This is a genomic window from Serratia bockelmannii (genome assembly GCF_008011855.1).
In the GTDB taxonomy this organism is placed as follows: domain Bacteria; phylum Pseudomonadota; class Gammaproteobacteria; order Enterobacterales; family Enterobacteriaceae; genus Serratia; species Serratia bockelmannii.
This window is the reverse complement of the sequence record NZ_VOUX01000031.1, coordinates 162483-188160: the sequence shown is the minus strand read 5'-3', so window position 1 is coordinate 188160 and position 25678 is coordinate 162483. Positions and strand designations below refer to the sequence as shown.

31 protein-coding genes are annotated in these 25678 nt (G+C 53.0%); 3 read left to right on the top strand and 28 right to left on the bottom strand.

Going from position 1 to position 25678, the window contains the following annotated elements; genetic code table 11:
• Nucleotides 1-39: 39 nt before the first annotated feature.
• The 4 genes from nusB to nrdR form a co-directional block, all read right to left on the bottom strand.
• Nucleotides 40-456: a transcription antitermination factor NusB gene (nusB, locus tag FOT55_RS15305; RefSeq protein WP_004940384.1), complete on the bottom strand. Its 417-nt coding sequence runs from the start codon at nucleotides 454-456 to the stop codon at nucleotides 40-42.
• 20 nt (nucleotides 457-476) lie between these two features.
• Nucleotides 477-947, bottom strand: a complete 471-nt coding sequence (ribH, locus tag FOT55_RS15300) for a 6,7-dimethyl-8-ribityllumazine synthase (RefSeq protein WP_004940385.1) — start codon at nucleotides 945-947, stop codon at nucleotides 477-479.
• A 107-nt stretch (nucleotides 948-1054) separates the two neighbouring features.
• On the bottom strand, nucleotides 1055-2164 hold the full coding sequence (gene ribD / locus FOT55_RS15295; RefSeq protein WP_089195588.1) for a bifunctional diaminohydroxyphosphoribosylaminopyrimidine deaminase/5-amino-6-(5-phosphoribosylamino)uracil reductase RibD: 1110 nt from the start codon (nucleotides 2162-2164) through the stop codon (nucleotides 1055-1057).
• 10 nt (nucleotides 2165-2174) lie between these two features.
• Entirely contained in the window at nucleotides 2175-2624 is a 450-nt protein-coding gene (nrdR, locus tag FOT55_RS15290) for a transcriptional regulator NrdR (protein ID WP_004940387.1), read from the bottom strand.
• A gap of 176 nt (nucleotides 2625-2800) precedes the next feature.
• Here nrdR and FOT55_RS15285 point away from each other — a divergent pair, with 176 nt between their 5' ends.
• Entirely contained in the window at nucleotides 2801-3361 is a 561-nt protein-coding gene (locus FOT55_RS15285; RefSeq protein ID WP_049209300.1) for a SadB/YajI family lipoprotein, read from the top strand.
• A gap of 64 nt (nucleotides 3362-3425) precedes the next feature.
• Here FOT55_RS15285 and secF read toward each other — a convergent pair whose 3' ends face one another.
• Genes secF through tgt form a run of 4 tightly spaced genes read right to left on the bottom strand, consistent with a single transcriptional unit; the run spans nucleotide 3426 to nucleotide 7767 of the window.
• The gene (gene secF / locus FOT55_RS15280; RefSeq protein WP_004940389.1) at nucleotides 3426-4394 is read right to left on the bottom strand and encodes a protein translocase subunit SecF; all 969 of its coding nucleotides are present in this window, start codon (nucleotides 4392-4394) and stop codon (nucleotides 3426-3428) included.
• Between the two features lie 10 nt (nucleotides 4395-4404).
• Complete coding sequence (gene secD / locus FOT55_RS15275) at nucleotides 4405-6252, bottom strand: protein translocase subunit SecD (RefSeq protein ID WP_004940390.1); 1848 nt, start codon at nucleotides 6250-6252, stop codon at nucleotides 4405-4407.
• Between the two features lie 24 nt (nucleotides 6253-6276).
• Nucleotides 6277-6609: a preprotein translocase subunit YajC gene (gene yajC / locus FOT55_RS15270; protein ID WP_004940391.1), complete on the bottom strand. Its 333-nt coding sequence runs from the start codon at nucleotides 6607-6609 to the stop codon at nucleotides 6277-6279.
• A gap of 33 nt (nucleotides 6610-6642) precedes the next feature.
• Nucleotides 6643-7767, bottom strand: a complete 1125-nt coding sequence (gene tgt, locus FOT55_RS15265) for a tRNA guanosine(34) transglycosylase Tgt (protein ID WP_004940392.1) — start codon at nucleotides 7765-7767, stop codon at nucleotides 6643-6645.
• A 225-nt stretch (nucleotides 7768-7992) separates the two neighbouring features.
• Between tgt and FOT55_RS15260 the strand changes: the two genes are divergently transcribed.
• Entirely contained in the window at nucleotides 7993-8232 is a 240-nt protein-coding gene (locus FOT55_RS15260) for a hypothetical protein (protein ID WP_147823673.1), read from the top strand.
• Nucleotides 8233-8259: 27 nt separating this feature from the next.
• Here FOT55_RS15260 and FOT55_RS15255 read toward each other — a convergent pair whose 3' ends face one another.
• The 11 genes from FOT55_RS15255 to FOT55_RS15205 all read right to left on the bottom strand — a co-directional run bounded on the left by FOT55_RS15255 (nucleotide 8260) and on the right by FOT55_RS15205 (nucleotide 19634).
• Nucleotides 8260-9057, bottom strand: coding sequence for a hypothetical protein (locus FOT55_RS15255; protein WP_147823672.1), 798 nt, complete (start codon nucleotides 9055-9057; stop codon nucleotides 8260-8262).
• Nucleotides 9054-11066, bottom strand: a complete 2013-nt coding sequence (locus FOT55_RS15250; protein WP_147823671.1) for a phospholipase D-like domain-containing protein — start codon at nucleotides 11064-11066, stop codon at nucleotides 9054-9056. The genes FOT55_RS15255 and FOT55_RS15250 overlap by 4 nt, the downstream gene beginning before the upstream one ends.
• Nucleotides 11067-13562, bottom strand: coding sequence for a host specificity factor TipJ family phage tail protein (locus FOT55_RS15245; RefSeq protein WP_147823670.1), 2496 nt, complete (start codon nucleotides 13560-13562; stop codon nucleotides 11067-11069).
• Nucleotides 13510-13941, bottom strand: a complete 432-nt coding sequence (locus FOT55_RS15240; RefSeq protein ID WP_147823669.1) for an NlpC/P60 family protein — start codon at nucleotides 13939-13941, stop codon at nucleotides 13510-13512. The genes FOT55_RS15245 and FOT55_RS15240 overlap by 53 nt, the downstream gene beginning before the upstream one ends.
• On the bottom strand, nucleotides 13934-14404 hold the full coding sequence (locus tag FOT55_RS15235; RefSeq protein WP_147823668.1) for a DUF1833 family protein: 471 nt from the start codon (nucleotides 14402-14404) through the stop codon (nucleotides 13934-13936). The genes FOT55_RS15240 and FOT55_RS15235 overlap by 8 nt, the downstream gene beginning before the upstream one ends.
• Entirely contained in the window at nucleotides 14405-14872 is a 468-nt protein-coding gene (locus FOT55_RS15230) for a hypothetical protein (RefSeq protein ID WP_147823667.1), read from the bottom strand.
• A 40-nt stretch (nucleotides 14873-14912) separates the two neighbouring features.
• A complete protein-coding gene (locus FOT55_RS15225) occupies nucleotides 14913-17375 on the bottom strand; it encodes a phage tail protein (protein ID WP_147823666.1) in 2463 nt (820 codons plus the stop codon).
• A 76-nt stretch (nucleotides 17376-17451) separates the two neighbouring features.
• The gene (locus FOT55_RS15220; RefSeq protein WP_147823665.1) at nucleotides 17452-17832 is read right to left on the bottom strand and encodes a hypothetical protein; all 381 of its coding nucleotides are present in this window, start codon (nucleotides 17830-17832) and stop codon (nucleotides 17452-17454) included.
• Nucleotides 17833-17946: 114 nt separating this feature from the next.
• Nucleotides 17947-18672, bottom strand: coding sequence for a hypothetical protein (locus FOT55_RS15215; RefSeq protein ID WP_147823664.1), 726 nt, complete (start codon nucleotides 18670-18672; stop codon nucleotides 17947-17949).
• A 79-nt stretch (nucleotides 18673-18751) separates the two neighbouring features.
• Complete coding sequence (locus tag FOT55_RS15210) at nucleotides 18752-19390, bottom strand: P22AR C-terminal domain-containing protein (RefSeq protein WP_414482940.1); 639 nt, start codon at nucleotides 19388-19390, stop codon at nucleotides 18752-18754.
• Nucleotides 19391-19460: 70 nt separating this feature from the next.
• Nucleotides 19461-19634, bottom strand: coding sequence for an Arc family DNA-binding protein (locus tag FOT55_RS15205; protein ID WP_147823662.1), 174 nt, complete (start codon nucleotides 19632-19634; stop codon nucleotides 19461-19463).
• Nucleotides 19635-19748: 114 nt separating this feature from the next.
• Between FOT55_RS15205 and FOT55_RS15200 the strand changes: the two genes are divergently transcribed.
• The gene (locus tag FOT55_RS15200) at nucleotides 19749-20123 is read left to right on the top strand and encodes an Arc family DNA-binding protein (RefSeq protein WP_147823661.1); all 375 of its coding nucleotides are present in this window, start codon (nucleotides 19749-19751) and stop codon (nucleotides 20121-20123) included.
• 172 nt (nucleotides 20124-20295) lie between these two features.
• Here the strand turns inward: FOT55_RS15200 and FOT55_RS15195 are convergent, their stop codons facing one another.
• From FOT55_RS15195 to FOT55_RS15150, 9 genes are all read right to left on the bottom strand, one after another.
• A complete protein-coding gene (locus FOT55_RS15195) occupies nucleotides 20296-20964 on the bottom strand; it encodes a DUF6246 family protein (protein ID WP_147823660.1) in 669 nt (222 codons plus the stop codon).
• 38 nt (nucleotides 20965-21002) lie between these two features.
• Entirely contained in the window at nucleotides 21003-21512 is a 510-nt protein-coding gene (locus FOT55_RS15190; RefSeq protein ID WP_127146601.1) for a KilA-N domain-containing protein, read from the bottom strand.
• Between the two features lie 207 nt (nucleotides 21513-21719).
• The gene (locus FOT55_RS15185; RefSeq protein ID WP_041033806.1) at nucleotides 21720-22469 is read right to left on the bottom strand and encodes an Ig-like domain-containing protein; all 750 of its coding nucleotides are present in this window, start codon (nucleotides 22467-22469) and stop codon (nucleotides 21720-21722) included.
• A 60-nt stretch (nucleotides 22470-22529) separates the two neighbouring features.
• On the bottom strand, nucleotides 22530-22913 hold the full coding sequence (locus FOT55_RS15180; RefSeq protein WP_147823659.1) for a phage tail termination protein: 384 nt from the start codon (nucleotides 22911-22913) through the stop codon (nucleotides 22530-22532).
• Nucleotides 22910-23308, bottom strand: coding sequence for an HK97 gp10 family phage protein (locus FOT55_RS15175; RefSeq protein WP_127146599.1), 399 nt, complete (start codon nucleotides 23306-23308; stop codon nucleotides 22910-22912). The genes FOT55_RS15180 and FOT55_RS15175 overlap by 4 nt, the downstream gene beginning before the upstream one ends.
• A gap of 2 nt (nucleotides 23309-23310) precedes the next feature.
• On the bottom strand, nucleotides 23311-23658 hold the full coding sequence (locus tag FOT55_RS15170) for a hypothetical protein (RefSeq protein ID WP_147823658.1): 348 nt from the start codon (nucleotides 23656-23658) through the stop codon (nucleotides 23311-23313).
• Between the two features lie 171 nt (nucleotides 23659-23829).
• Entirely contained in the window at nucleotides 23830-24228 is a 399-nt protein-coding gene (locus FOT55_RS15160; RefSeq protein WP_147823656.1) for a DUF7370 family protein, read from the bottom strand.
• Between the two features lie 66 nt (nucleotides 24229-24294).
• A complete protein-coding gene (locus tag FOT55_RS15155) occupies nucleotides 24295-24588 on the bottom strand; it encodes a Zn-dependent oligopeptidase (protein WP_147823655.1) in 294 nt (97 codons plus the stop codon).
• A 9-nt stretch (nucleotides 24589-24597) separates the two neighbouring features.
• On the bottom strand, nucleotides 24598-25674 hold the full coding sequence (locus FOT55_RS15150) for a major capsid protein (RefSeq protein WP_147823654.1): 1077 nt from the start codon (nucleotides 25672-25674) through the stop codon (nucleotides 24598-24600).
• Between the last annotated feature and the right edge of the window lie 4 nt (nucleotides 25675-25678).

The following is a 25678-nucleotide window of genomic DNA, read 5'->3' as shown; positions in this document are numbered from 1 at the left end:
CTAGAAGAAATTAAGGCCGGGAATGCCGGCCTTAATGTTTTACTTTTTCTTGCGAAGGGTTGGCGCCACTTTATCCAGCACCCCGTTCACAAACTTGTGGCTGTCTTCCGCGCCGAAGGTTTTCGCCAGCTCGATCGCTTCGTTAATCGCCACCTTATAAGGGACATCCTCGCGCATTTTCAGTTCAAACAGCGCGACGCGCAGCACCGCGCGCTCCACCTGGCCCAGCTCTTCGAGCTGACGCGACAGGTAAGGCGCCATCAGTTCGTCCAGCATACCTGCATTCACTGCCGCGCCGGACAGCAACTCGCGAAAATAGGCGACGTCAACATCTTTGACATCCTGCTCCGTCAGGAACTGGTGTTCAACATCGGCAAGGTCGTTTTTAGACAACTGCCAAGAGTAAAGCGCTTGAACAGCGCACTCACGAGCGCGGCGACGAGCAGCAGGTTTCACGGAATTCCCCTTAACTAAATTCAGGCTTTAATAGCTTTGATAACATTAATCATTTCAAGTGCGGTCAGCGCGGCTTCAGCGCCCTTGTTGCCCGCTTTGGTGCCGGCGCGTTCGATCGCCTGTTCGATGCTTTCGGTGGTCAGCACGCCAAAGGCAACCGGGATTTCGGCATTCATCGCAACGTTGCCGATGCCGGAGCTGGCTTCGCCCGCTACATATTCGAAGTGCGCGGTGCCCCCACGGATAACGGTGCCCAGCGCGATAACCGCGTCGTATTTGCCGGTTTTGGCCAATACGCTCGCCGTCAGCGGCAGCTCGTAAGCGCCCGGGACCCAGACAACGGTGATGTTGTCGTCAGCAACCTGACCAATGCGTTTCAGCGCGTCGATGGCACCTTCCAGCAGGCTGTCGTTGATGAAATTGTTAAAACGTGCAATTGCGATCGCCACACGGGCATTTGGAGTAGCAACAACACCTTCGATAACTTTCATGGGCTTTCCTTAAAAATGGGTTCAATACCCCGCAGGGGGGCGGATTCTATCATATTCTTTCATCGCCTGCGCGGCGCTTTTGTAAAACCGGCGCGCGGGCGCGAGATTCAGTGTTTCGCCCGCAGGCGCAAACGCAGATCGGGGCCAACCTGACGCACGTCGCTAAAGACGAATTCCGGCGCGTCGGCCAGCCGTTCCAGGCCCGGCAGATGACACAGGCCGCGGCTATTATCGCCCAACAGTTTCGGCGCGATGTACAAAATGAGCTCATCCACCAGGCCAGCCTGCAGCAGCGCGCCGGCCAGCGTTGCGCCCGCCTCTACCCAGATTGAATTCACCTGGCGCTTAGCCAACAGCATCATCATCACCACCAGATCGATGCCGCCGCCGTGCGCCGGGCAGATAAACTGTTCGACCTCTTGCGGCCAGGCCTGTTCATCCGCCTGCAGACGCGCCAGCCAGGTAGCGCCCGGCTGCTGCACCACGCGGTGCTGCGGGGTAATGCGATTTTGGCTGTCGAGCAGGATGCGCAGCGGCTGGCGCAGATTTTCGCGCGGATAGAGGCGCTGCGTCTCGGCGTCCAGCTCATCCCAACGCACCGTCAGCGACGGATCGTCCGCCAGTACGGTGGCGCTGGTGCTGAGAATGGCGGCGCTCTGCGCGCGCAGGCGCTGCACGTCCTGACGCGCTTCGGGTGAGGTGATCCACTGGCTTTCGCCGGAGGCCATCGCCGTGCGGCCGTCCAGCGACGCGCCCAGCTTCAGTTGCACATAGGGGAAACCGGTGCGCATGCGTTTGAGGAAGCCCAGGTTGACCGCTTCGGCCTCGGCCAGCATCAGGCCATGACGGACTTCGACGCCGGCTTGCTGCAGCTTGTACAAGCCGCGCCCCGCCACCTGAGGATTGGGATCTTGCATCGCCGCGACCACCCGCGTCACGCCGGCGGCCACCAGCGCATCGGCGCAGGGCGGCGTGCGGCCGTGGTGACTGCACGGCTCGAGCGTCACGTAGGCGGTGGCGCCGCGCGCCTTGTCGCCCGCCATGCGCAGCGCGTGCACTTCCGCATGCGGCTCGCCGGCGCGCAGATGATAGCCTTCACCGACAATTTCGCCGTCGCGCACGATAACGCAGCCGACGTTCGGATTGGGCGCGGTGGTGAAACGCCCCAGCCGCGCCAGTTCGAAGGCGCGCGCCATGTAAAATTCGTCGTGATGCATGAAAGATCCTTTAGTCTTGCAGGCGGGCAATCTCTTCACCGAACTCGCGCACGTCTTCGAAGCTGCGGTACACCGACGCGAAGCGAATGTAGGCCACCTTATCCAGCTTTTTCAGCGCGTCCATCACCAGATTGCCGACTAACTTGGTCGGCACTTCGCGTTCGCCGGTGGCGCGCAGTTGGGATTTGATATGATTAAGGGCGTTTTCCACATCGTCCGAGCTGACCGGGCGCTTTTCCAGCGCTTTCAGCATGCCGCGACGCAGTTTGTCTTCGTTGAACGGCTCGCGCACCTCATCGCTTTTAATCACTCGCGGCATCACCAGCTCGGCCACCTCGAAGGTGGTGAAGCGTTCATTGCATACCAGACACTGGCGGCGGCGGCGCACTTGCGAACCGTCCCCCACCAGGCGGGAATCGATGACTTTGGTATCAACGGCGGCGCAGAAAGGGCAATGCATAACACGTCCTGATAAACGTTTTTTATAGATAAATGCAGTTTAACCCGAAGTGCAGCCACAACAAAGGGCGGCGGCCATTTGTTGCGACAGGCGGCGGGAAGGTGGCAGCGATATGACTTTCACCACTATGCGGACTAAGCTTGATAGCAGGAGACTCAGCATAGGAAATCGCCGTCATGACAACCTGTTACCCTAAAATCGCCCTGCTCGCCGCCGCCATTTTGCTGGCGGGCTGCGCGCACAACACCGCCGTGCCTCAGCTGCGCCATCAGGTCGCCGCGCTGAACCAGAAAGTGAGCGTACTGACCGACCAAACCACCGCACTGGAGCGGCAGAATTTGCTCAATCAGCACTCCGACAATGGCGTCTACCTGCTGCCGGCGGCTCGAAGCGCTGCCCGTTTGCAGAGCGGCATCGGCGAACTGAGCGTTTCGCTGAGCCACATCAAGAGCGAAGCCAACGGCACGCAGGCGCAGCTGCATGTGCGCATCCTCTCACAGGCTACGCTGCCGCCGTTCAACGCGGTGGTGGAATGGGGTCAACTGGATGAGGCCACCGGCCGGCCGCTGACCGCCGAAGCACTGTCGCAACCGATCGCCAGCGCCGACTCGCTGCTGCCGAAACCCGGTCAGGACTTCGAGCTACGCTTCAGCGGCCTGACGCCGGAACAGCTCGGCTATATCCGTCTGCACAGTCTGGTGGCCACCGCCCAACCGGCGGTGGTGCAGCAACGCTGAAACCCAAAGCAAAAAAAAGGAGCGCCATCGGCGCTCCTTCTCATTTCGCTGAATACTGCGGCGGTTAAGGCAGAATCGAAGGCTGATCCGCGCCCTCTTTTTCCACTTTTTGCTGCAGCATGTGCTCGCGTTTCATCCCCAGCTTCAACGCCAGCGCGGACGCGACGTAGATGGAGGAAACGGTACCGATCGACACGCCGATCAGCATCGCCAGCGAGAAGCCTTGCAGCATCGCGCCACCGAAGATGTACAGCATCAGCACCACCATCAGGGTAGTACCGGAAGTCATCAGCGTACGGCTCAGCGTCTGGGTCAACGACACGTTCATGATCTCGTAAGGCGTACCGCGGCGGATCTTGCGGAAGTTCTCACGAATACGGTCGGAGACCACGATGCTGTCGTTCAGCGAGTAACCGATAACCGACATCAGGGAAGCGACGATGGTCAGGTCAATCTCGATGTGGAACAGCGACAGCACGCCCAGCGTGATGATCACGTCGTGCGCCAGCGCGATAACCGCCCCCAGCGCCAGGCGCCATTCGAAGCGGAAACCGACGTAGATCAGGATACAGATCAACGCCACCAGCAGCGCCATGCCGCCGGTTTGCGCCAGCTCGCTGCCCACGCTCGGGCCGACGAACTCGATGCGCTTCACGGTGGCGTTTTTATCCACCGAGTCGTTGATCACGCCGATCACCTTGTTGCCCAGTTCCTGGCCTGCGGTGCCGGTCGCCGGTGGCATGCGCACCATCACGTCGCGGCTGCTGCCGAAGTTCTGGATGATCGGATCCTGGAACCCGGCCTTCTCCAGCGTGTCGCGCATCAGGTCAAGGTTAGCCGGCTTCTCCAGGTTGATTTCAATCACCGTACCGCCGGTGAAATCCAGACCCCAGTTAAACCCGCGCACCGACATGGTGACGATCGACGCGACCAACAGCAGCAACGAGATGCCGAAGGCCAAATAGTCCCAGCGCATAAAGTCGTAGACTTTACGGCCGTAGTTGAGTTGCTCAACAGTATAATCCTGTGCCACAACGCACTCCTCAGATAGACAGCTTGTTAATGCGTTTGCCGCCGTAAAGCAGGTTGACGATGGCACGGGTACCGACAATCGCGGTGAACATGGACGTCGCCACACCGATCGCGGTGGTGATCGCAAAGCCTTTGATCGAACCGGTGCCCACTGCGTACAGGATGACCGCGGTGATCAGCGTGGTGATGTTGGCGTCGACGATACTGGAGAACGCGCCTTTATAGCCCTCATGGATTGCCTGCTGAACGGACCGGCCATTCTTCAGCTCTTCCTTGATACGTTCGTTAATCAGTACGTTGGCGTCGACCGCCACCGCCAGCGTCAACACGATCCCGGCAATGCCCGGCATGGTCAGCGTCGCCCCCGGCAACAGGGACATCACGCCGACGATCAGCACCAGGTTGGCGACCAGCGCCGTGGTGGCGATCACGCCGAACTTACGGTACCAGACCACCATGAAGACGATGGACGCCACCAGGCCCCACAGACAGGCTTCCAGACCTTGGGTAATGTTCTGCTGACCCAGGGTTGGACCGATGGTGCGCTCTTCAACGATCTGAATCGGCGCGATCAGCGCACCCGCACGCAACAGCAGCGAAAGCTGACGCGCTTCGTTCGGGTTGCCGATACCGGTGATGCGGAAGCTGTTGCCCAGACGCGACTGAATGTTCGCCACGTTGATCACTTCTTCCTGTTTCACCAGCACCGCACGGCCGTTGGCGTCTTTCTTACCGCTGTCCTTATACTCCACGAACAGGGTCGCCATCGGCTTGCCGATGTTGTCCTTGGTGAAGTTGGACATCGACGTGCCGCCGGCGCTATCCAGCGAGATGTTAACCTGCGGCTGGTTGTATTCGTCGGTGCTCGAGGTGGAGTCGGTGATGTGGTCACCGGTCAGGATCACGCGCTTGTACAGCACGATCGGCTGGCCGTCGCGGGTATATTTCACCTCGGAATCGCCCGGCACGCGGCCATTGGCCGCCGCGGTGGCGTCCGCATTGGTGTTCACCAGACGGAATTCGAGGGTCGCGGTGGCGCCCAGAATTTCTTTGGCGCGCGCGGTGTCCTGAATGCCCGGCAGCTCGACCACGATGCGGTCAGCGCCCTGGCGCTGCACCAGCGGTTCGGCGACGCCGAGCTGGTTGACGCGGTTACGCAGGATAGTGATGTTCTGCTGGACGGCGTATTCACGCGCTTCGCTCAGACGGGCGTCCGTCAGGTTCGCTTTCATGGTGTTGGCGCCGTTGGCGGACAGCACCAGATCGCGCTGACGCGGGCCGATGTAGCTGATGGCCTGGTCGCGAGCCGCATCGTCACGGAAGCGAACTTCCACGCCGTTGTTGTCCAGCTTGCGGATAGACGCGTAAGGAATGCCCTTCTCGCGCAGCTCGCTGCGCAGGGTATCCATGGTCTGTTCCTGCAGCTTGCTCAACGCGGTGTCCATGTCCACTTCCATCAGGAAGTGCACGCCGCCGCGCAAGTCCAGGCCGAGTTTCATCGGTTCTGCGCCCAGCATGGCCAGCCAGGTCGGCGTGGCCGGCGCCAGGTTCAGCGCCACGACGAATTTGTCACCCAGCTCGGTCACCAGCGCTTCGCGGGCGCGCAGCTGAACGTCAGGATCTTTAAAGCGAGCCAGGATAGCGCCATTTTCCAGCGCAATCGACTTGCTCGCGATGTTGTCTTTTTCTAATACGGTACGGACCTGGTCCAGCGTAGTTTCACTGGCGGCGACACCGCGCGCGCCAGTGATTTGTACGGCCGGATCCTCACCGTAGATGTTGGGAAGCGCATAAAGCAGACCGACGAGGATCACGACGATCAACATCAGATACTTCCACAAAGGATAACGGTTTAGCACGGCAATTCCCTTCGGGAAAAAAGATTACAGGGCCTTCATGGTACCTTTCGGCAGAACGGCCGCCACGAAGTCACGCTTGATCATCACTTCCGTGGTGTCGTTCAGCGCGATGGCGATGATGCCGGTGTCGGCCACTTTGGTCACACGACCGATCAGGCCGCCGGTGGTCAGCACTTCGTCGCCTTTACCGATGGAGTCCATCAGCTTCTTGTGATCTTTCGCGCGTTTCTGCTGTGGGCGCAGGATCATGAAGTAGAAGATCAGGCCGAACACCACCAGCATAATGATCAGAGAGTACGGGCTTCCCTGAGCCGGAGCCCCTGCGGATGCGACGGCGTCAGAAATGAAAAAGCTCATTGAAATTCCCTCATTAAGTTATCAATTATTAGATCAAGCGTTTAAAGGCGGAATCGGCTTGCCGATCCGACCATAGAAATCCGCAACAAACTGCTCTAATTTACCCTCTTCGATAGCCTGGCGTAAACCCGCCATCAGGCGCTGGTAGTGACGCAGGTTATGAATTGTGTTCAGTCGAGCACCCAATATTTCGTTGCAACGGTCGAGATGGTGCAAGTAGGCGCGGCTGTAATGGCGACACGTGTAGCAATCACAGTCCTTATCCAGCGGAGAAGTATCATCCTTGTGCTTGGCATTACGGATTTTTACCACACCGTCAGTCACGAACAAATGGCCGTTGCGGGCGTTGCGGGTCGGCATAACGCAGTCGAACATGTCGATGCCGCGGCGCACGCCTTCCACCAAATCTTCCGGCTTGCCGACGCCCATCAAATAGCGTGGCTTATCTTCCGGAATTTGCGGGCAAACGTGTTCAAGAATGCGATGCATATCCTCTTTCGGCTCGCCTACAGCCAAGCCGCCCACAGCGTACCCGTCAAAGCCGATATCCACCAGCCCTTTGACGGAAACATCACGTAAATCTTCGTAAACGCCGCCCTGAATGATGCCGAACAGCGCATTTTTATTTTCCAGCTCGTCGAAACGCTTGCGGCTGCGCTCCGCCCAGCGCAGCGACATTTCCATCGAACGCTTGGCGTAGTCCCAGTCGGCCGGGTACGGCGTGCATTCGTCGAAGATCATCACGATGTCGGAACCCAAGTCATACTGGATTTCCATCGATTTTTCCGGGCTCAGGAACACCTTGTCGCCGTTGATCGGGTTGCGGAAGTACACGCCTTCCTCTTTGATCTTGCGCATCGCCCCCAGGCTGAACACCTGAAAACCGCCGGAGTCGGTGAGGATCGGGCCCGGCCACTGCATGAAATCATGCAGATCGCCGTGCAGCTTCATGATCTCCTGGCCAGGGCGCAGCCACAGGTGGAAGGTGTTGCCCAGCAGGATCTGCGCGCCGGTTTCTTTCACTTCTTCCGGCGTCATGCCCTTGACCGTGCCGTAGGTGCCGACCGGCATAAAGGCCGGGGTTTCCACCACGCCACGGTCGAAAATCAGGCGGCCGCGGCGTGCGCGGCCATCGGTAGTTTGTAGTTCGTACTTCACAAAGCCTCCAGCATCAGAGAAACAGTCTGATGATATACAAAGGGTGCGTATTCTAAACTAACAGCCAAAGCCGCACCACAAGCCAGTCGCTACAAAGTGCGTTTGCTGATTTTTGCCTTTCATTGTTGGTTTGTGTCAGGGTTTTGGCACAAATCTGTCACACCTCCCGCCTCAATTCCTCACCACCAGCTACTATTACTGCACACCCACCAGCGGAACAGTAAAATGGGCAGCATCACCCTTGCCGGCCGGCAGATTTACGTTCTCAATGAGAATGACAGATACCCAGAACCACAGCAGAACAGCCCTCCGATGTTCGCGATACGCGAAGACGAGGAGCAGCAGCACTGGCTTTATGTTTGGCATAAAGGTCACTGGCCGCTCGTATCGGATGTTCCTTTTGAAACCCAGGGCAAAGCCGTTGATGCGGCGCTCGCATTCGATTTTGCCACGCTGTACAAATAGCCGGGTTCCCTCCCGGCGGCTCATACTTCAACGAGGCACGGCTTTCACATCAAGATAGTGATAACCCCACTCTGTTAGCGTCGTTTCTTCCTCCGCCGCAATCTTTCTTGTAAGCAGTGCAGCTGCAAACACTTCGATATCACGCGTGCCAGGCGTGCCAGAATTCTGCCCGATTGAACCTACGCGTGGTGGCGCCCCGCGCTGAATTGAAGTTACTGAGTTGATTGGCAGCGTCGCCTGCGTCGCCTGTCCATTAGCCATAACACGCATGATATTCTCAGCTGCCGAATAACTGCCGATGATAACGATAGGCTTGTCCGTGATTGGGATGCTGATTGATAGCTGCGTAGTTGTGCCTGTTCCCGGCGTTCCTGGGGGTTGCGATGTTTGCGTTACCGCGAGCGTGACGTTCATTTTCCCATTGTCACCATGATCAGAAAAATACAGCGATGTCCCATTAGTGCCGCCATCTGGTCCATTGCTCAGATTATTCGAGATAATGAATTCGTCCCCGATCTTCTGGTTTGCAAGAGTCCGCGACGTTTTAGCAATAGCGAAGAACGTCATTGCATACACCTGCGCCACTTGAGTACCAATGAAGTTTTGCTTAAAGCGGAAAAGTGCACTGTTGGCATTGCGTACTGGGGCGCCAGTAACGATACCGCCTGGCATGTTGCGAGACAGATTCTGTTCTAGTTTCTCCGAAGTTCCGAAGAGATTGATATATCCCCAGCCGCCGAGAGTTTCATCAAGGGGCGGCTTAAACCATGCGCGTGTTGATCCCCAATCTGCATCTGGTACACGTACTGAAATTCCTGTGGTCATGAAATGATCTCCGGGTATACGATTTGAGCTACAGCAAAGTTATTCTGTGGGTACGGCTTATTGACCAGAGCAGGAATGTTTGTTTCTGGATACTTTGACTCAGTGAATTTGTATGAATACAGTGATTCCGAATCATCTGAATCGCAGACATTACCCTGCCCGTCATACGTTGCTTTGGGGGCATAAATAATTTTTAACGTACCTACCGGTGCGCGGTTAAGTTCGGCACTAATGATCGTGTCGGCAGCAATCTTTACGTTATAAATAGTCAAATCGCCAGCATCGTCTTTGGCCAAGAAACCTTTATTGGCAAAAATAACACCACCAGCAGCCTCATTAGTTAAGTAATACGTTGGCTTAAACTGTAATGGTGGCTCCCAAACGCGGTAGCCAAACAGGCAAGTAGTACCATAACATTTTGCCCAAATAATTTTATTTGAAAAGAATGCTTGGCGGCGATCTAGCACCATGTGCATTGCTTTGCCAAAGAACATTGACGCCCAGCGAATACCATTATTGTCACGGTGTGATGCCTTATCGGTTTCAAAATATGATGGCTTACACAATGTGATGTTTTCGTTTTCTTCGTCAATCTCAATATGGGCCTGGCCGATGGATTGATTAGTGCTATCGAAAGTCCACCATCCGCCTGTCTGCTCAGTGAACACCGCCAACTTATCGCCACGACCAAATATTGTCTTACCTGCATCCTCAATGTCTTGAAAGAGTTGTAGCGCAAGCGCCTTCCAGGCATTTTTGTCCGGTGTAGACTCTTCCTTGCTGGCATCATAATCGTACTCATTACCGCTATACATTAACGCAACAAGAGCTGCAGACTCACCAGCAGGAAGGTTATTTTTTATGAGTTGCAAAGCGCGTACAACACGGTTTTCGAAGTGGCCTGTACTAGCACCTTTCGATAGCTGTTTTATGGTTCGACCAGGAACTGCAGCATTGATAACAATAATTTTTCTCTCGTTATCAACCAAAACCCCACGATACTTTCGCTGCAGAACTCGCTGGAAGTTTACAGCGGCAACGGTGATTTCTTCCCCTGGGTTATCTGAAGGCCTAGGCAGCGCATCAATATCAGTGTCGTTCATCGCTAAAGATGGGCTTCCAGTTGTCTGCGTCACTGAAACCAAGTCTTTTAGCACCGCCGAACCAAGGGGATTGTACGTGCCATCTATTGAGTTTCCGCGTACAGAATCACCAAGCATTAAAACATTACCCGACTCTATTGCCTCCCTGGTCAGATCGCGCCACGCCTGCCACCCGCTCATAAAGCTTTGACCGTACCCGATATAGATATTCCATTGATAAACAGGTGCGGCTATAGAGCTGCTGATTGGTTTCTTAAGCGACTGCGCATACAGCTTGTTCTGCATGTCCATCACGTCAAGTGAGTAGCCAGGCTTGCTGTTATTAATTGACGTATCGATCAGCACGTTACCGATGCCGTCATAAACAATGATGTTACCGCTGGTGTTAGTCATGACAGAATACCCGCCACAAGAGAAGCCATCTTTTGAAATATTAAATGCACTAGAACCCATCCCACCATTCAGCAAGAACTCAAACAATACGTTTCCGATACTGTCTTGCAGCAATGCGCCGTATTCATTTGTCTGAAATGTCTGAAGCATATTTGAAATTCTTTCAATTACGCTTGCATCAACGATTGATCGACCTGTAGGCGTGAGAGTTCCATTATTGTTTTTATATAAAACCACCGCTTTACTTCCGTCTGCGGTAATAACGGAAGCTATTGCGTTATTAGGAATGGTGCCATTATCAACATCTGCCTGTGCTAGTTCCAGCGTTGCATATGGCTTACCTAAAAGAGATGCTGAATTTGATATTCCTTTAGAGGTGTAACGCTCAACCCCAAACCTATCAACATACTTGTCATTATCAGAGCTTACAAATTCATCAATTTTACCGGCATTGAACTTTAGATCTCTAATATCTTCGCTTGGAATTGGTTTTTGCGTTGGTGTGGTAGCCATTTATTCAGTCACCTCGTAATTGTACATTTCGTCGTTATATTCAGACATGGTTAACGAAGTAGTCCCGTCGCCGTTTGGTTTCTTTTCAGTGATCTTCCATTTCGTTGCGTCCATCTCTACTTGCGATGCAATGACGTAACGAGACGGCGATTGGACGTTGTAGCCGTCAAATATGTTGAGGTTTATTACTGGCACTGCAGCGGTAAAACCGAATACCGTATCGCTGCGGGGGTATGCCTGAACGCGTGCCGCGGGTGAGCCATTCGCATCAGTGACGACGACAAACATATCTCCGGCCCACACGATACGCTCGCTTGTGTCAAAGTTGTTACCGTTGCGGGCGACGATATAACCATCCTGCTGATTCGCGTCGTAGATATCAGCCACCTGCACCATCTGCCCGACGTTAACCCATTCACCATCAGCAAGTGCGCGGATTGACATGGTTTGGCGTGAATACAGCAGACGGAGAACTTCTTTCAATGCTCGATCCCGTGCCTGGAAAGAATTGCGGATAAACAGCATGTCGAATTTCTTCGCCTTTACCGGTTCCCCTTCTTCAATCGAGTTGCCGACGATCCGATAGCGGATGAATGCCTGTTTATTCGTGACCGGGTTGCGATACTTGACCTCTACCCCATCAAAACCGCCGGGGAGAGTCATGTCGTAGGAAAGGCTGTAATCCTCCGCTTTCATGTTGGCGCGGTTGAACACCGTTGTTGCGCTTGGCTTACGCTCATCGCGCGTAAAGGACAACACTCCTCCATCCCAAAACGCGGTTACGGTCGCCGCATCACATATTGTCTGAATTCGAGAGCCCAGCGAGATGTCTTCGTCATCGAAGGTGTAATCGAAGTAGCCCAGGCGCTGATCCGGCAACGATGCCGCGATAGAGTAAAGCTCGTAGATGTCGATGCTCGACTCTGGCTGACCGCCAATCTTTAGCCAGGTATGCAATACAGCGTCTGCAAAAGAACGTGACGGCCTTTCGGTGTAATCGACAGTCTGGGTCGCAAGGTCATAACTGATAACGTGACGGGTGATGAGCGCGTTGTATTTTCGATCTCGTGCACTTGTCGCCCTCTCAGTTGCCGTGACAGTCACTGTTACCAGAGTATCGCTTGGGTAAACGACATTCTCTCTTATTCGGACGCTGTGAATGGCCTCTACTTTCAACACGCTATGGTCATTGCTGTTGTTAGTACGCCTGAAAGATACAGCGTAACGACCATAGCCGGCAGTTGGTGTTATTTTGAACGTGGAGTATTTGTTGTCACTTTGCTCATCGTCGTTGCTTACGCCAAAGTTAAATCCTTCAATCGTCCCTGGTATCGCGCTGTTATTATCGTCAACCTGCCAGATTGTTACGTCTGTTCTCGCATAATCGCCAGATCCGAGCTGTCCATTAAGATGCACCCACAGCTGACTCCCCGGCACAGGGGAGAACGAAGGCCCGATAACCAAAGCTTCATTATCATTTAATGTGAAAATTGCCGGGTTTATCACTGTGCCACTTGGCAGACTAGAAAAATCTGGGCCAGATAAATTTCCGATTGTGAACTCATATAATGGGCTTGGCACTGAAGGCGGATTGGTCGGTATGGTCCTCGCAGAAAATATATCGCCACTTACCGTTATATTCTTTGTCACCGTACCTTGTGCTGATTCATAGGTGACGTTTACAACAAAGGTTACAGAGTGAGGAAAGGCGAGATCATAGAAATAGTCGAACTCGTCCTGTTTAATTATCTGTATAACTGCCTCACCTGCAATAAAGTAAGCATCATTCACGCTTGTTGATGTCGCCGTTTCTGCAGGAAAATCACCACTCTCGTTTGGCCCCGGCAACTCTTGCCCGTCGATGTCGTCGAAAGCGAACCCCTCATTGATTAGCGGAATGTTATCGCCTGGCTGGTAGATACGGTATGAGGCGCCAGCCAGCGCTCCGAGGTTCGATTCTGAGTACCTTACTGACGTGACGTCATACCGACCCAGCCCGAAGTTCATCCACTCGGTGACCTTCTTGATGTTGTCGTCGTACTCGAATAACGACTCCTGAATCAGATCAGGGAAGGCACGCACCTGGCCATAGTTGTCAGGCTTTGCCTCGCCGTTGCGCGCGATGTTGGTTTGTCCTTTCAGGCTGTTGTTTGGTGACGTTTTCGCATTACTTCCTGCAGCGACGCTGGTGCTTGGTTGCCCGATGAGTGAGGAAAGAATTTTTTGAGTAAATTTTATCGGGTTAAAGTGCTCCAAAGGATTGAGGATTGTTCCAAGCGCGCCGTTTTTCGGCTGATCGAACACGCTGATAACGTCGCCATCATTGAGCGGAAAATTCAACTCATCATCAGGCTGCAGCTTTACGCCGTTACGCAGAATTTCGACATCGCAATGAAGGTTGGCCGATTTCAGCCAAGGATAGAACATGCTGCCGGCGGGCCGATTATGACGTTCTTTCGGCAACCCTGGCACGCGCTGAACTTCGATCAACGGCATAGTCGTAATACTCCAATTTTGTAAAAACTCGCTCCAGTGTCCGCAGCTTGTCAAAACGCACATGTCCCGCTTCACCACGGCTATGGAATGCTTGCCCATCAATGACCAAACCGACGTGGACTGGTCGAGCGCCGTAATACGCGATAAAAATGCTACTGTCGGAGGATTTTTCAGCCCGCTGCCAGAACACAACATCACCGGAAAAGCACGTCAGGAAGTCACTGCCGGCTTCGTAGTCCGCTGTTTGGTGTATCTCTATGCCAAGCACGTGCCGGTAATAAAGCACCACCAGCCCCCAGCAATCAGCCTCGTCGAACGAGCACGCCCGATCGCGCCATGGTTTTCCATCCATGGCACAGATGAAGTCAGATTTATGCATTGGCAAGCCCTGGGAAGTCGGTTGTGTTGTAGAGGAACCCGATATTGTTGTTCAGGGGGTTTTGCAGCGTCAGCGAGCACGTAACATCGCTTTCGTCCATTGCTACATCCTTCACATAGAGCGTCCACGACTTCAGAGGCGTATTCATGTCCGCCGCATCGAAACGCTGATACGTGGCAGAGATTGGCGTTATGCGTGAGTGCGCGCGCCACTGCTTAAGTTGCTGTTTAAAGTCCTGAGCCAGACGCCCAAACTTGGCCGTAGAGTTGATCACAGGCGTGCTACTCTGTTGGCTCTCTGCAACCTCCATTCGGCATGGCGAATACACCTGGCCAGCGAATGTCTTTGGGTATATCTGGTTTGCCACCAGCCGGAGAGCGCCAAATGCCGGATGGCTAAACGTCATCGTGTCGTAGATGATCCGGTTGGGCCGCTGTGACTGAAATTCTCGTAATGTAGGCATTCAATACTCCGGCATGTCGCGGTTTACCACTTCATCAATGATCCCCCACTGGCCTGGAGGAAGCTCAACAATGACGTCTGAGAATTCATCATCCGGGTTGTAGACCTTCCGGGTGATTACGCTCGCCGTCCATGTCGTTGTGTTGCCGTTGATGCTCGTTTGAACCGGCGGTGCCACAAAATGCAGTTCCTGCAGTTGCAGGCCAGAGCCACCCAGATTGCAAAGCATCGTGAACCACTGATTGCCGTTATCCAGGTAACGAGGGCTGCGATACCACTGTTCGAATGCCCGATCTTCTTGCAGCGTGAAAATCCACGTCAGCGACCAGGTGGTTTTGAGGTCATCTGTCAGGCGCTGGAAGATAGGCGCGCCTACTGCCGGCTGATCGGTGCGGAACCCGGCATCAATCGTGCGGCTCTTGTTGGATTTCTGGGGAAGTGATAGCCATTCGGGATAAGGTATTGCCACGGTTTTCTCCCGGTAATAAAAAACCCGCCGAAGCGGGTTGTTAGTTTGTTGCCCTGCGAGGGGCTTGGTGATTTCGTGATATGCCTTGGCTTATAGGGCCGCCGTTGTCTAGGTCAGCAACAATTACATCGATAGTAACGCCGTTCGCTGTTGTGGTTGCTTGAGCGTCCACCGTCCCAGAAGTGTAATTTTGGATATTGATTACCACTCCACCGCCGCCACTTCCCTGTAATTCCTTGTTACTGATTACCTTGCCTGTACGGTCACCATTCAGAAGGTAGTTATGGTTACCCTGCTGCAATATTTCAGGTTTACCACCCTCTCCAACTTGGTACATTCCACCAGCAGATACTGGGCCGCCATTCTTTCGCTTACCTGCCAGGCTGCTAGACAGCGCCATAGCCGCAACAACTGCGCCGATACCAATCGCTGCAGCACCACCGAATGAACCGATAGAGGCTGCAATGGCTGCCGGAGTCCAAGCCGCAGTCGTAGCGGCAGCTGCTGCAGTACTGGTGGCAGTTGTTGTAGCCGTACCGGCGACCTGTGCAGCCGTAACTGTAGCGATTCCAGCTTCCTGAGCCGCAGTTCCCATAATTGCAGCCCTAACCTGTTGCAATCCCATTTCGACAAACGTTTGAATAACGCTATTCAAAACGGTATCTGCCAGTCCGCGCATTGCATCTGAAGCTGATTGAGTACCAGTAATAACACCAGACAATGCAGAACTTGCACCTTGCCCAAAGGAGTCAACGGCGCTGGTGAGTATTTCATATCCCAACCCCATATTACCGAACTCCTGCCACTGCGCCTCCTGTCGCTTCTTGCGATATTGCCCTTCAATGCTGGATCTAACAGCTTCAATTTCAGCTATTTTCTGAGGATAAAGTTGAGCATATTGGTTCAACTGATCCATTTGCTGCTGAAACTGGTTATCGACAGCTGCGACAGGAGATGCTAACCCCTGCAAACCAGTGAAGTTTGATTGTGCTGACTGCTTATCTCGCTCAGACTGTGCAACGGCTGCTTTCGCTTTCTGCAGCTTCCATTCCGCTTCAGCATTGCGCTCTGCTTCGGCAATCTGTTTTTGTGTTGCTTGGCTGCCCAACGCTTTTACGGCATCGTATTTTGCCAGTTCCAACGATCCATCAGCATATCCAGTGTTGAGTCTATCTATCGCTGCTGATTGCCTGCCTAGTGCCGTTGCTGCCGCATCAGAAACTGAAACACTTCTTTTAGACTGATTTTCTGCTTTCTTTTTTGCTTCTGCGGCAGCCTCTGCAGAAGCAACCTGACGACTTAGTTCTATCGCCTCATTCTTCTGCTCTTTAGTCAAATCCTGCTGAGCTATTGCATACTCTATTGCGGCCTGCTTTCCTTGTGTTAGGCCTATCAGCTGCTGCTTTAGACCTTTCGTCAAAGAATCGAAATTTGCCGCTTGCGCCTCTGTTTTCATTCTCCCAATACTGGCTTCCAAGTCTTTTACAGCTTGCTCAGCCTGAGCAGCTGAAGCTCCTGCCTTGGTCAACTCATCCCTAAAGTTCACAAGGGCCAGCCTGCCTTCGTCAGTGGTGCTTTTCATTCCAGCAATTGATTGGGATATCTTGGTGACATTATCTGATGTCGGGTTTTTGGCTAGCTCATTTAGTTGTTTAACAAGAGTGAATGCCGACTGCTCAGATATATCGAATTTGTCTGCCATCATTGCGACAGTAGACAGCAGCGTCTGCGTGCTTGACCGGAAGGCTGTTCCAGCTCCTTCAGCCTGATTTATAGCTTCCTTGAAGTTGTCTGTGGTGACGCTTAATGTATCGAGCGCGTTACCTGCGGCTGTAACACTTGCAACACCACCGCTTAAGCTTCTCCACCATGATGTTTGCTCTTCAGCAATGTTAGATACCGCTTTTCTAGCGTTCTCAACTTCCGCCGCATACCTTGCAACTGCAGCATCCCTTAGCTGGGTTGCCAACGCTGCATTTGTGGCAGCCAGACGCGCATAATCATTTGATAACGCGGCAACGCCTTGGCTGTTGATTACAACAATCTTATTCAGTGATTCTGCAGCCTGCTGAAGATCGGCCATTTTATTGCTACTACTACCTAGCGATGCCAGTAATGGCCCTGCTAACGCCGAAGCAAGAGCAATGACAGCGCCAAGGATAGCCCCGCCCGGACCAAATGCGCCAGCAAGCTGAGAACCTTGTTGACCAAAAGCAACCATTGCTGATTGGCCACCTTGAACTTGAACAACGAAGTCTTGAATCTGGTAGCCAATTTGTTGAAAGCTGCCACCTAGCCTTTTGGCAGAGCCCGAGGCTGCGCTTACTGAACGCGCGGTTGATGATAACTGCGTATCTAACGTTTTGAATGTTTTCCCGGCGGTTGAGGCAGTCGAATCAAGCTGCCCTATGGCTCTATTTGCTGCGCGCCCACCTTGCAGCAGTGGATCAATGTCCATCCCAACCTGATAAACAATGCTGCCAACCTCTTCCTGCCCAGCCATTGAGCCTCCTAATTCGAACATAAAAAAACCCCGCCGAAGCGAGGTCTATCATTATTACTATGGCGTTTAGCTTAAACTAGTCAGCCCACCCGGATTTTGTCTCCACAGCCGACTCTGACATAGAATATTTTTCAACCACATCGCCATTAAAAAGAACCGTCAACTCTTTCTTTGTCCCATTAGTGCCGTTATGGAACAATCCATAGAATGGAATGAAGCTTTTACCGCTAACTTTCACCTCGGCATGAACATACTTCCAGATTTCTTTCCCACCATCTGTAAAGCTGACGCTATCAGGAGATCCAAGTAAGGTTTTTAATTGGGATTTGGTGGTAACTCCTTCCTTGATCTTGCTTTGCATGCTTACTTCGGTTTCTTTCTGCAGCTGTTTGTTCCCCGATGATGCACATCCCGCTAATAAAAAAGCCACCATTGCTGCCACTGCAATCTTCTTCATTTAGTCCTTTTCCCATAGACAAGTAACAAGTCGTTACATCGTAGCAGATGGTGCGCTGCCGGCAACGAAAAAACCCGCAGCTAAGCGGGTTGAGTTATTTGGTCTACGATGGCTTTATGCGACGTCAGCGCCGTGGATCAGGTGGCGCAGAGCCTCGACACCGTTGGTGTTGTATCGGAACGCCTCAACCTGCTTAGCCGAGTGCGCCGACTTGTCCAGGAAGAACTTGCCGAACTCATCAGTTTTAAGGTTGTGCTTGTTGGCGATGCGGCCGATTTTGTTCGCTGACACATCCAGCATTTTTCCCACCTCTCCCGCCGTGTAGTGACTCTCTTCCATAACTGGAAGCGGGATGGCATCGAAACCGGCTACCGGATTGATGAGGCTGGCAGCTGCTACCTGCTTCGCCTCAGGTGCCAGGTGTGGCATCAGGTCAAACAGATTCGTGACAGCTTCGACGGTGAGTTTCAATGTACGCGCTTTTCGATACTCAACAAGGCCAGTAGCGGACTTCCCAGCTTTGAGATGTGCCTCATTCATCGCTTCCAGCTTATCAACCAAAGATCGGCGAACGGCCTTCGATTCACGCGCGGCCACTCGAAGGGATTGCTTAATGGTCATGTGAATTATGTCTATTTCCTGACCGTTTTTCCGACCTACACTTTTAGTGTAGGTCTCCCCATCTAACTCATCTTCGACCTTCTCGATGAATTTGTTGTTGCGCACCGGTGGTTCACCGCACTGCTTGCGAGCTTCGTTAACCATCATAAGCAATGATTGGCTATCGATATTTTTCTCAGTGACAGATCCACCATTATTTGCTAAAGTCAACTTAGTCATTAGACGTTCCTATACGTTAGTAGACATAGCCGCCAGCTCCACACTGGCGGTTTTCTTTTTGCGCCATCCCATGCGCCTGTCAGTGCAACTCCCCTTTCCCATTCAGCCTATCCAGCATTGGTGCCGCGTGACGAGCATGGAAGCTGTTCATATCAATATTTGCCGTTTCGCGTATCAACGTTTCACGCGTCTTTTCAATCAGGTGGCGCATCTCATGGCCTAGGTCGTAGAAATACCCGGAATATGTCGAACCGATCTGCTTCATAGCTGGATAGAGTTCTCTGCTCACCCGCTGCCCCTTGTCCATCCAAATCCACATGTATGACAGACTAATGAGCTCTTCGTCGGTGAACTGCTTGGCGATTGGCGAGTGTTCGACTTCGCGATCCAGAATATTCAGAACCCAGCGACGGAATTCTTTGGCTTTATTCGTAGTGGCGAACATAGCGATCAGATGACAACCGCGAAGAGAGAACACACGGACGCTTTTTTCACGTAAGTTATTGTTTATCCCATTAGTCATCATTTTGATGACCATTGACATGCTGCCTGTAAACTCATCGGAATTGCGCGAGTAAATTGTTGATACGCTCTTGCTTGAGGCGTAGCCAAGCGCCTTCGCCAAGTCGGCAGAGGTCAACCAGATATCGTTCATCTGCGGAACGGGTGACAGGTTAATGCCGTGGAAATTAAGTTCTGAATTGGTTATACTTTTCATGTTGGTTTCTCTCAAAGTTTCCGACACAGAAACCCGGTTGGTGTTCGCGCACTGCCGGGTTTCGCCATTTTTACTGACCATTCGCACGTTCCTCACGCAAGCACCGCGCCAAGCGCTGCACAATCGCAGAGTTAATCGAAATACCATCCATCTCCGCCATGCGGCGGATCTCTGCTTTCATGCGCTCAGGTAGCCGCAGCATGATATTTTCACTTTTCTTTCCTGTGTAAAGAATGTCGCTCATATCGATTCCTTGTCATGTTGATATCACGGTGTAATGATTTCACCGTGTCGCTATTATGTCAATGATTTTTTGATTACACTGTGATACCACAATTTTAATCAACCGGAATTAACCATGAAAGGCATGAGAAACATCGCCCCATTTGGCTTGAGGATGCCTGACGAACTTAGAGAATCTGTGGCAAAGAGGGCTAAGGCTAACGGCAGATCGATGAACTCGGAGATAGTTCAAATTCTGGAGGATACATTGATGAGAGATGATAACTCTTCACCCTCAGCCCATTCTTCAGAGGTTGATTTGTTTCCCCTTTCTGATAGTGACTACGTGACAATGACCAAGGTTGCTCTTAATGACATGTTAGAGAGATCAATGCAATCTGCAGTAGATCAAGTAGCTAAATCCATAGGAGAATCTGCGGTAGAAGCGGTGCTCAACTCTTTGTCTGAAAAGTATAATTTCGTCCCTAAATCAAACAAAAAGCCCACCTAAGTGGGCTTTTCAACACGCTGGTGAGTTCTTGATCGGAAGCGTGTATCCAAGAGCTCTCTAGCAGCCTCACTATCAGGTGGTTCTAGGTCATCAATATAAAAATGGTCATCAGGCACTTCTTCGCGTGGAGTTACGCTGCAATGATGGATGCTTGCCATAGAACGAACCCTTATCATTTTTTCATCATCGCCTGCCAGCGCTTCTCATCTTCGTCCATCACCTGATCGTACTCTTCGCGCGTGAAGCCTTTTTGCTCTGGGTACTTTGCCGCCAGCAGCAACTGAAACTCGGTCATCGAAAGGCGCTCTGCTTCGGCGCGAGGCATATTGAAATGATTGCGCGCTGCACTGATGTACTCGAAGGCGTTAAACTCGTTCACGTAGCTGTTCGACTCGTGTCGCTGCAGCTTGCGTATCTTTGCCTTGCCGATGATGCCGTGAGTGATCAGCGACTGGCCGATTACGACAATATCGCTCGCCGGCATCTTGCCGCGGCGAAACACGAAAGCCCTCTTCCCTCGTTTGCTTGGCCGCAACTCTCCCACCAGCGCGCTAAGGTCATCATCACAGCATGCCTGCATGACGATCATCCCGGCGAATATTGCTGAGCTACTGAATGACGGCGCGTTGATGTATGCCAGCAACCACCCAGGAACCTCACCATATGCCTCTACAGCGGCTTCAAGTAACCGTGGCGCCTCACTGGCATGGAGTTCAGCAAAGCGCTCTACAATCTCCGCTGGCGAGCCTATGCGGGTCATGTTTGCGAACGAAGGTCGAAGGAAGTAATCGCGATCGGCATCGGTGATGACCATCTCGCCTAATTCAGTGATTGGTGTCATTTAAACCTCAAAACGATGGCATCCCTGCCAATCTTCAGTCAAAAGCCAGGAAGGTACATCTGCACTTCATCAGCAATACGTTCTCGGGCAGTGTGAAGAAGGCGTTTTCGACCGCCGACACCCCACTTCGCCATTTGGCTGGCACACTGGCTTATTTCCTTGGTTTCGGTCTTGATGATGTGGTCTATTTTGTTCAGACGCGACATGGCATCAAAACCTTTTCTGACCAATGCTTGAAAAGTCTGGTAAACACGAATCTCAAATTCAGCACTGAGCCACGCCGCATAGCGGATTGCCACAAGCTCTAGCGCCCATACACCATGATGGAGCCCGCCATTAATCGTTTGCACCGCCGTGCATTTTTGCACTCTGCTCAAAGTATCGACAAAGTTACGAACCTGTCGGCTTCGCATAAACTGGCTTGGTCTCTGGTTTTCCGTTGCATCTCCATTGGAGACAGCAGCGGCATGCAGGTCATTAAGGTTATAGCGACCTTCTTCATCAACACGAACGGAGACGCCATTTACTGCTACGGTTGGATAGTTCATTCGGATTACCTTTTAGTGATGAACCTTGTCGCACAGGAAACGGCCCCAAGAAGGCTCCGACAGCCAGCCGGTTCCTCAAGGGTCATCCTGAAAGGTTCTTGGTTTGATTACTGCGCGTGCGGTGCGCGATGAATTTCAGGTACAAAAAAGCCCCGCATGAGCAGGGCTAGTCTTTGTCAGATCGACGGTCGGTTTCCCGACCATTTGCTATGCAGTAACGGTGATCGCGCTGGTTGACGTTTTGGCGCCATCGTTGGTGGTAAACGTGATTGTGGCCGCGCCAGCAGAAACGCCAGTAACGAGACCTGACTGATTGACGGTGGCCTTACCGGTTGCCGAGGATGACCAGGTGCCGGTTTTATCGCTGGCATCAGCCGGCGCCACGGTGGCGGTAAGCTGTTGAGTAGCCCCTACAGCAATGCTTGCTGTTGCTGGCGCCACTGTCACACCGGTAACCGGTACATCCGCGGCGACTTCAAACACGACAGTATCGGCATCAGCAACTTTCCACTCGCCGGAGAAAGTGGAGATGTCGCTCGTGCCAAAATCACCAGACCACGACGTGGTGTTGAAGTAGCCCATGATGTAGGTGCCGGAGTCTTCTCCGACGAAATCGAATCGCACCCAGATCGACGGCTGTCGGCCAGCCTGCACTTCATCGAAAATGTACTTGGAGATGTTGAGAGCGCCGATCTCAGTGGTTTTGTCTTTGCGGCGGAATTCACCTTCACCGGAAATGGTGAAGTCCATATTGGTTACCAGGTTCTCCACCAGCCCTTTCGCGTCGTCCGCTTCAGACGTCACGGAGTTTGGCGAGAAGTCGAAGCCCTTGGTGGTCAGCGCGCCGAGGCGCTTCCAGTCACTCAGTGCCGGCAGCGTGTCAGCACAGCCGAAAGCCATACGCAGCACCGCGACTTTACCGATCAGCTTGCCGGTATCATTTGCACAACCTTGCATGTGTTACCTCTTCAAATAAAAAAGGCCGCCCATAGGCAGCCTGATGGATAGATATGTGCGTTATTCGCCGTAGGTGCAGCAGACTAAAAGCCGGTAGATTAATCGCCCCTCTGCTGATGGGATTGGCGTTGGAGAGCCCCCAAGCAGACGCAAAGCGCCAACACAGCTATCAGCACCCTGCTGGCTGCTGATGTAGTCGGCGATTTTGTTCGCCGCGGCATCTGCTTCTGCGTTCTTCCCTTTGGCCCCGACAACATCGACCATTACGAAGAAATCTCCGCCGCGGTCGTATTGAATATCTGAACCACCACCAGGACGGAACACGATGAAGGCGTCGGTTAACTTACCCGTGTCGTTCCACATCAGCGCTTGGATGGTGAGCCCCGCGGTTAGACCTGCATTCTCGAAAAGATTTCGTAGGCGGAGATACATTGGAGGTGTCACAGCATCATCTCCTTCCTGATTATCTCGTCCACCTGCCGGCGGGTTTTCTCTGCGGCCTTGGTGAGGAATTTAGGTTCACCAGCAGGATCCCAGTAATTGCCGCGGTTATTTGGCCGCGGTAACCCCTTCATGATGCCACTGGCGTTATGGACATAGACTGCATAATTCGCTGAGTAGCCGATGCGTCCCGTAATTCGTGTACCGTTAATCATTGTCTCCTGGTACTGCGAATTTATCAGGTTGCCGATGTTAACCGGGGTCATCAACGCTGCTTCATTAGCGATTATCATCACGGCAGATTTGATAGCCCTGACCGCCTTTCTCGTCCTGACATCCTCTACCACGGCATCAAGGCGCCGCTGGGCCTCTTTGATACCCTTTATCTTTACGCCCATCGCTACGCTCCCGTCAGAATGGCTATATCCTCTGCCAGGCGCTCAAACGTGTCGGCATAGCGGATCACTTGTACCACCTCATCGGCGCCCGCGGCGATCGGGTCTACCATGGTAGACACGCCGATAAGCAGATAGTCGCCTTTCTTTGCTTCGGTGAATTCAGTCCACACAGTGTTTTTTACAGTGATTTCCGAACCGATATTGTTCAGCTTCGCCGAGAGTCCGCCCTGGTAATCGCACATGATAATTTCAGGCGGAGCCCAACCCAGAGGATCGCCCGCTTCACTATTGCCTAGATTGCGCCATATCGTGGCCTCAGCCGTATATGACCAAATGGCTAATGATGACATGTCACTCTCTCCAGCTAATCACCGCAGGCCGTTCTGCCGCGATTTTCGGGCAATTAAATTTCCACTCACCGCGGTCGTTAACGAATCCCGTGGTTTGCCTGGCCGTGTCAGTCTTCACCCAGACGCGTTCAAAAGGCTTTGGTAATCGTTCGGTGACAGGTATCCATGACATCAACCACCACCGCACATGCAGCCGCCCTTGCCAATCCATACACCGGCAAAAGCCTTGTTTGTTGGGTCAGGTGGAATCAGGCCTATAGCGCACCCTTTTTTGTCCAACCCGCGCAGCAGGTTCAGCGCCCCCTTCCAACGATCGCTAAATGACTGATAGCGGAAGGAGCGCGATGCCCCGCTTGGCGCCGTTTGAGAGCTGATGTATTTATCGCCCTGGCCTAATCCCATAAGCCCAAGAAGATAGAGTTGGATGAGTAACGCTGTGGATGCTGGGTAATTCGCATCCAGACATTCCTGAATGCTGTTCACCTGCTCCACCAGCGCATCCAGGACGAAATCAGGCAAGGTGATACCCTGTGACTCCAGATATTCCTTGGCCTTTTCTTTATTCACCATGGCTGATTCCTGTAAGAAGAAGCCCCGCCGAAACGGGGCATAAAAAAACCGCCTTGGCGGCGGCTGTTATTCAGCAGGGAACAGATTTTCGAGCTCGCCTTCCGGCAACAGTTCAGCGAGCTTTTCTTCGCCGAGGTTGCCTTTGAACTCAATCCCCAGATCAGTGAGCCGCGCCTTGATAGCATCCTTGCGCGACATTGTTTCGTTGCCGGCATCCGGGGTGGCCGGGGTTAGTTCACCGCCGGCCGCGCCACGCATCAACCGCACGTTAGATTTCAGCGCTGGGTGAAGATTTTCCAGTTCCAACACATCACCGATCTCTACGCCATTCCAGGGGCGAATAACTTCGTATTTAGCCATGTTTCCCCCTTACGCCAGATTGGCGCCGTAGACAACACCAGAAAGCCCCTGATCGTCCGCAGTGATTTGCAGACCTTCGGCAGACATGATCTGGAAGTTGTAGTTAACGTTTGGCAGAGGCCGCGGCAGCGGGACAACACCCACAGCCATGCCAACCAGCGGAGAGATCACATCTTTGCGGCGAACGTATGCGACGAACTCATTACCCTTCAGTGCAAAGGTCATGCGAATTTCTTTAACCGGTGCAAATGGCAGTACCGCCTGCAATACAGTGCCACTCACAACGCCGTTGACCACGTATGGCTGCGCCAGGTTTGCCCAGATTTCTGGGGATACCCACATCACGTCGTACTGAGCGACTTTGTTGGCGCGCGCCAGCGCACCGAATGCACCTTTGCCGAAGAACTCGAACAACTGAGTCATCGTTGCTGCAGTCAGATCGATGTTTGCGCCGCCGGCACCAGCCCCCAGATTGAGCTTTTTGGTGTTGCGGTGGTTTTTAATGCCCTGCGCAGGATAGGACTGAACCTGGATGTTAGGATCACCGTTGAGGTAATAGTTGACGCGCTTCTGGTTGAACTTACGCATCTTAGCCATTTGCGAGTCCAACACCAGATCGATACCCACGGTGTTCAGACCGGCAGCATGACGCCAGTTCACACCATAGCCGGCTGTGAATACCGGAATTGGGTCGCCATCGCTGGCGTATTCGGTGTGGTCAAAGGAGAATGGCGCCTGGCCGTCAATGCTTACCGACACGTCATCAGCAATATCACCGACCACGCTGTACAGCTTGGCAGTTTTGCCGACGGACAGAACCGTTTGCACGCCGATCAGATCGTTGATGATTTCCATGCCAACTTCCTGATCGCGCAGTTGCAGTACCTGGCGATCAATTTCCGCCCAGAAATCACGAGTAAAGCCACCAGCAGCGTTTACTGCCAACCACTCCTGCGTCATGTGGGCGCGGCTGGCAGCGATCATGGCGTTATGATTGGCGTTCCACATATTGCGGTTCGCCCACAGCTCATTCCAGTGACCGCCGAGACGGCTATTAGCCGCCAATGTCTCTTTGGAGAAATACATGTGC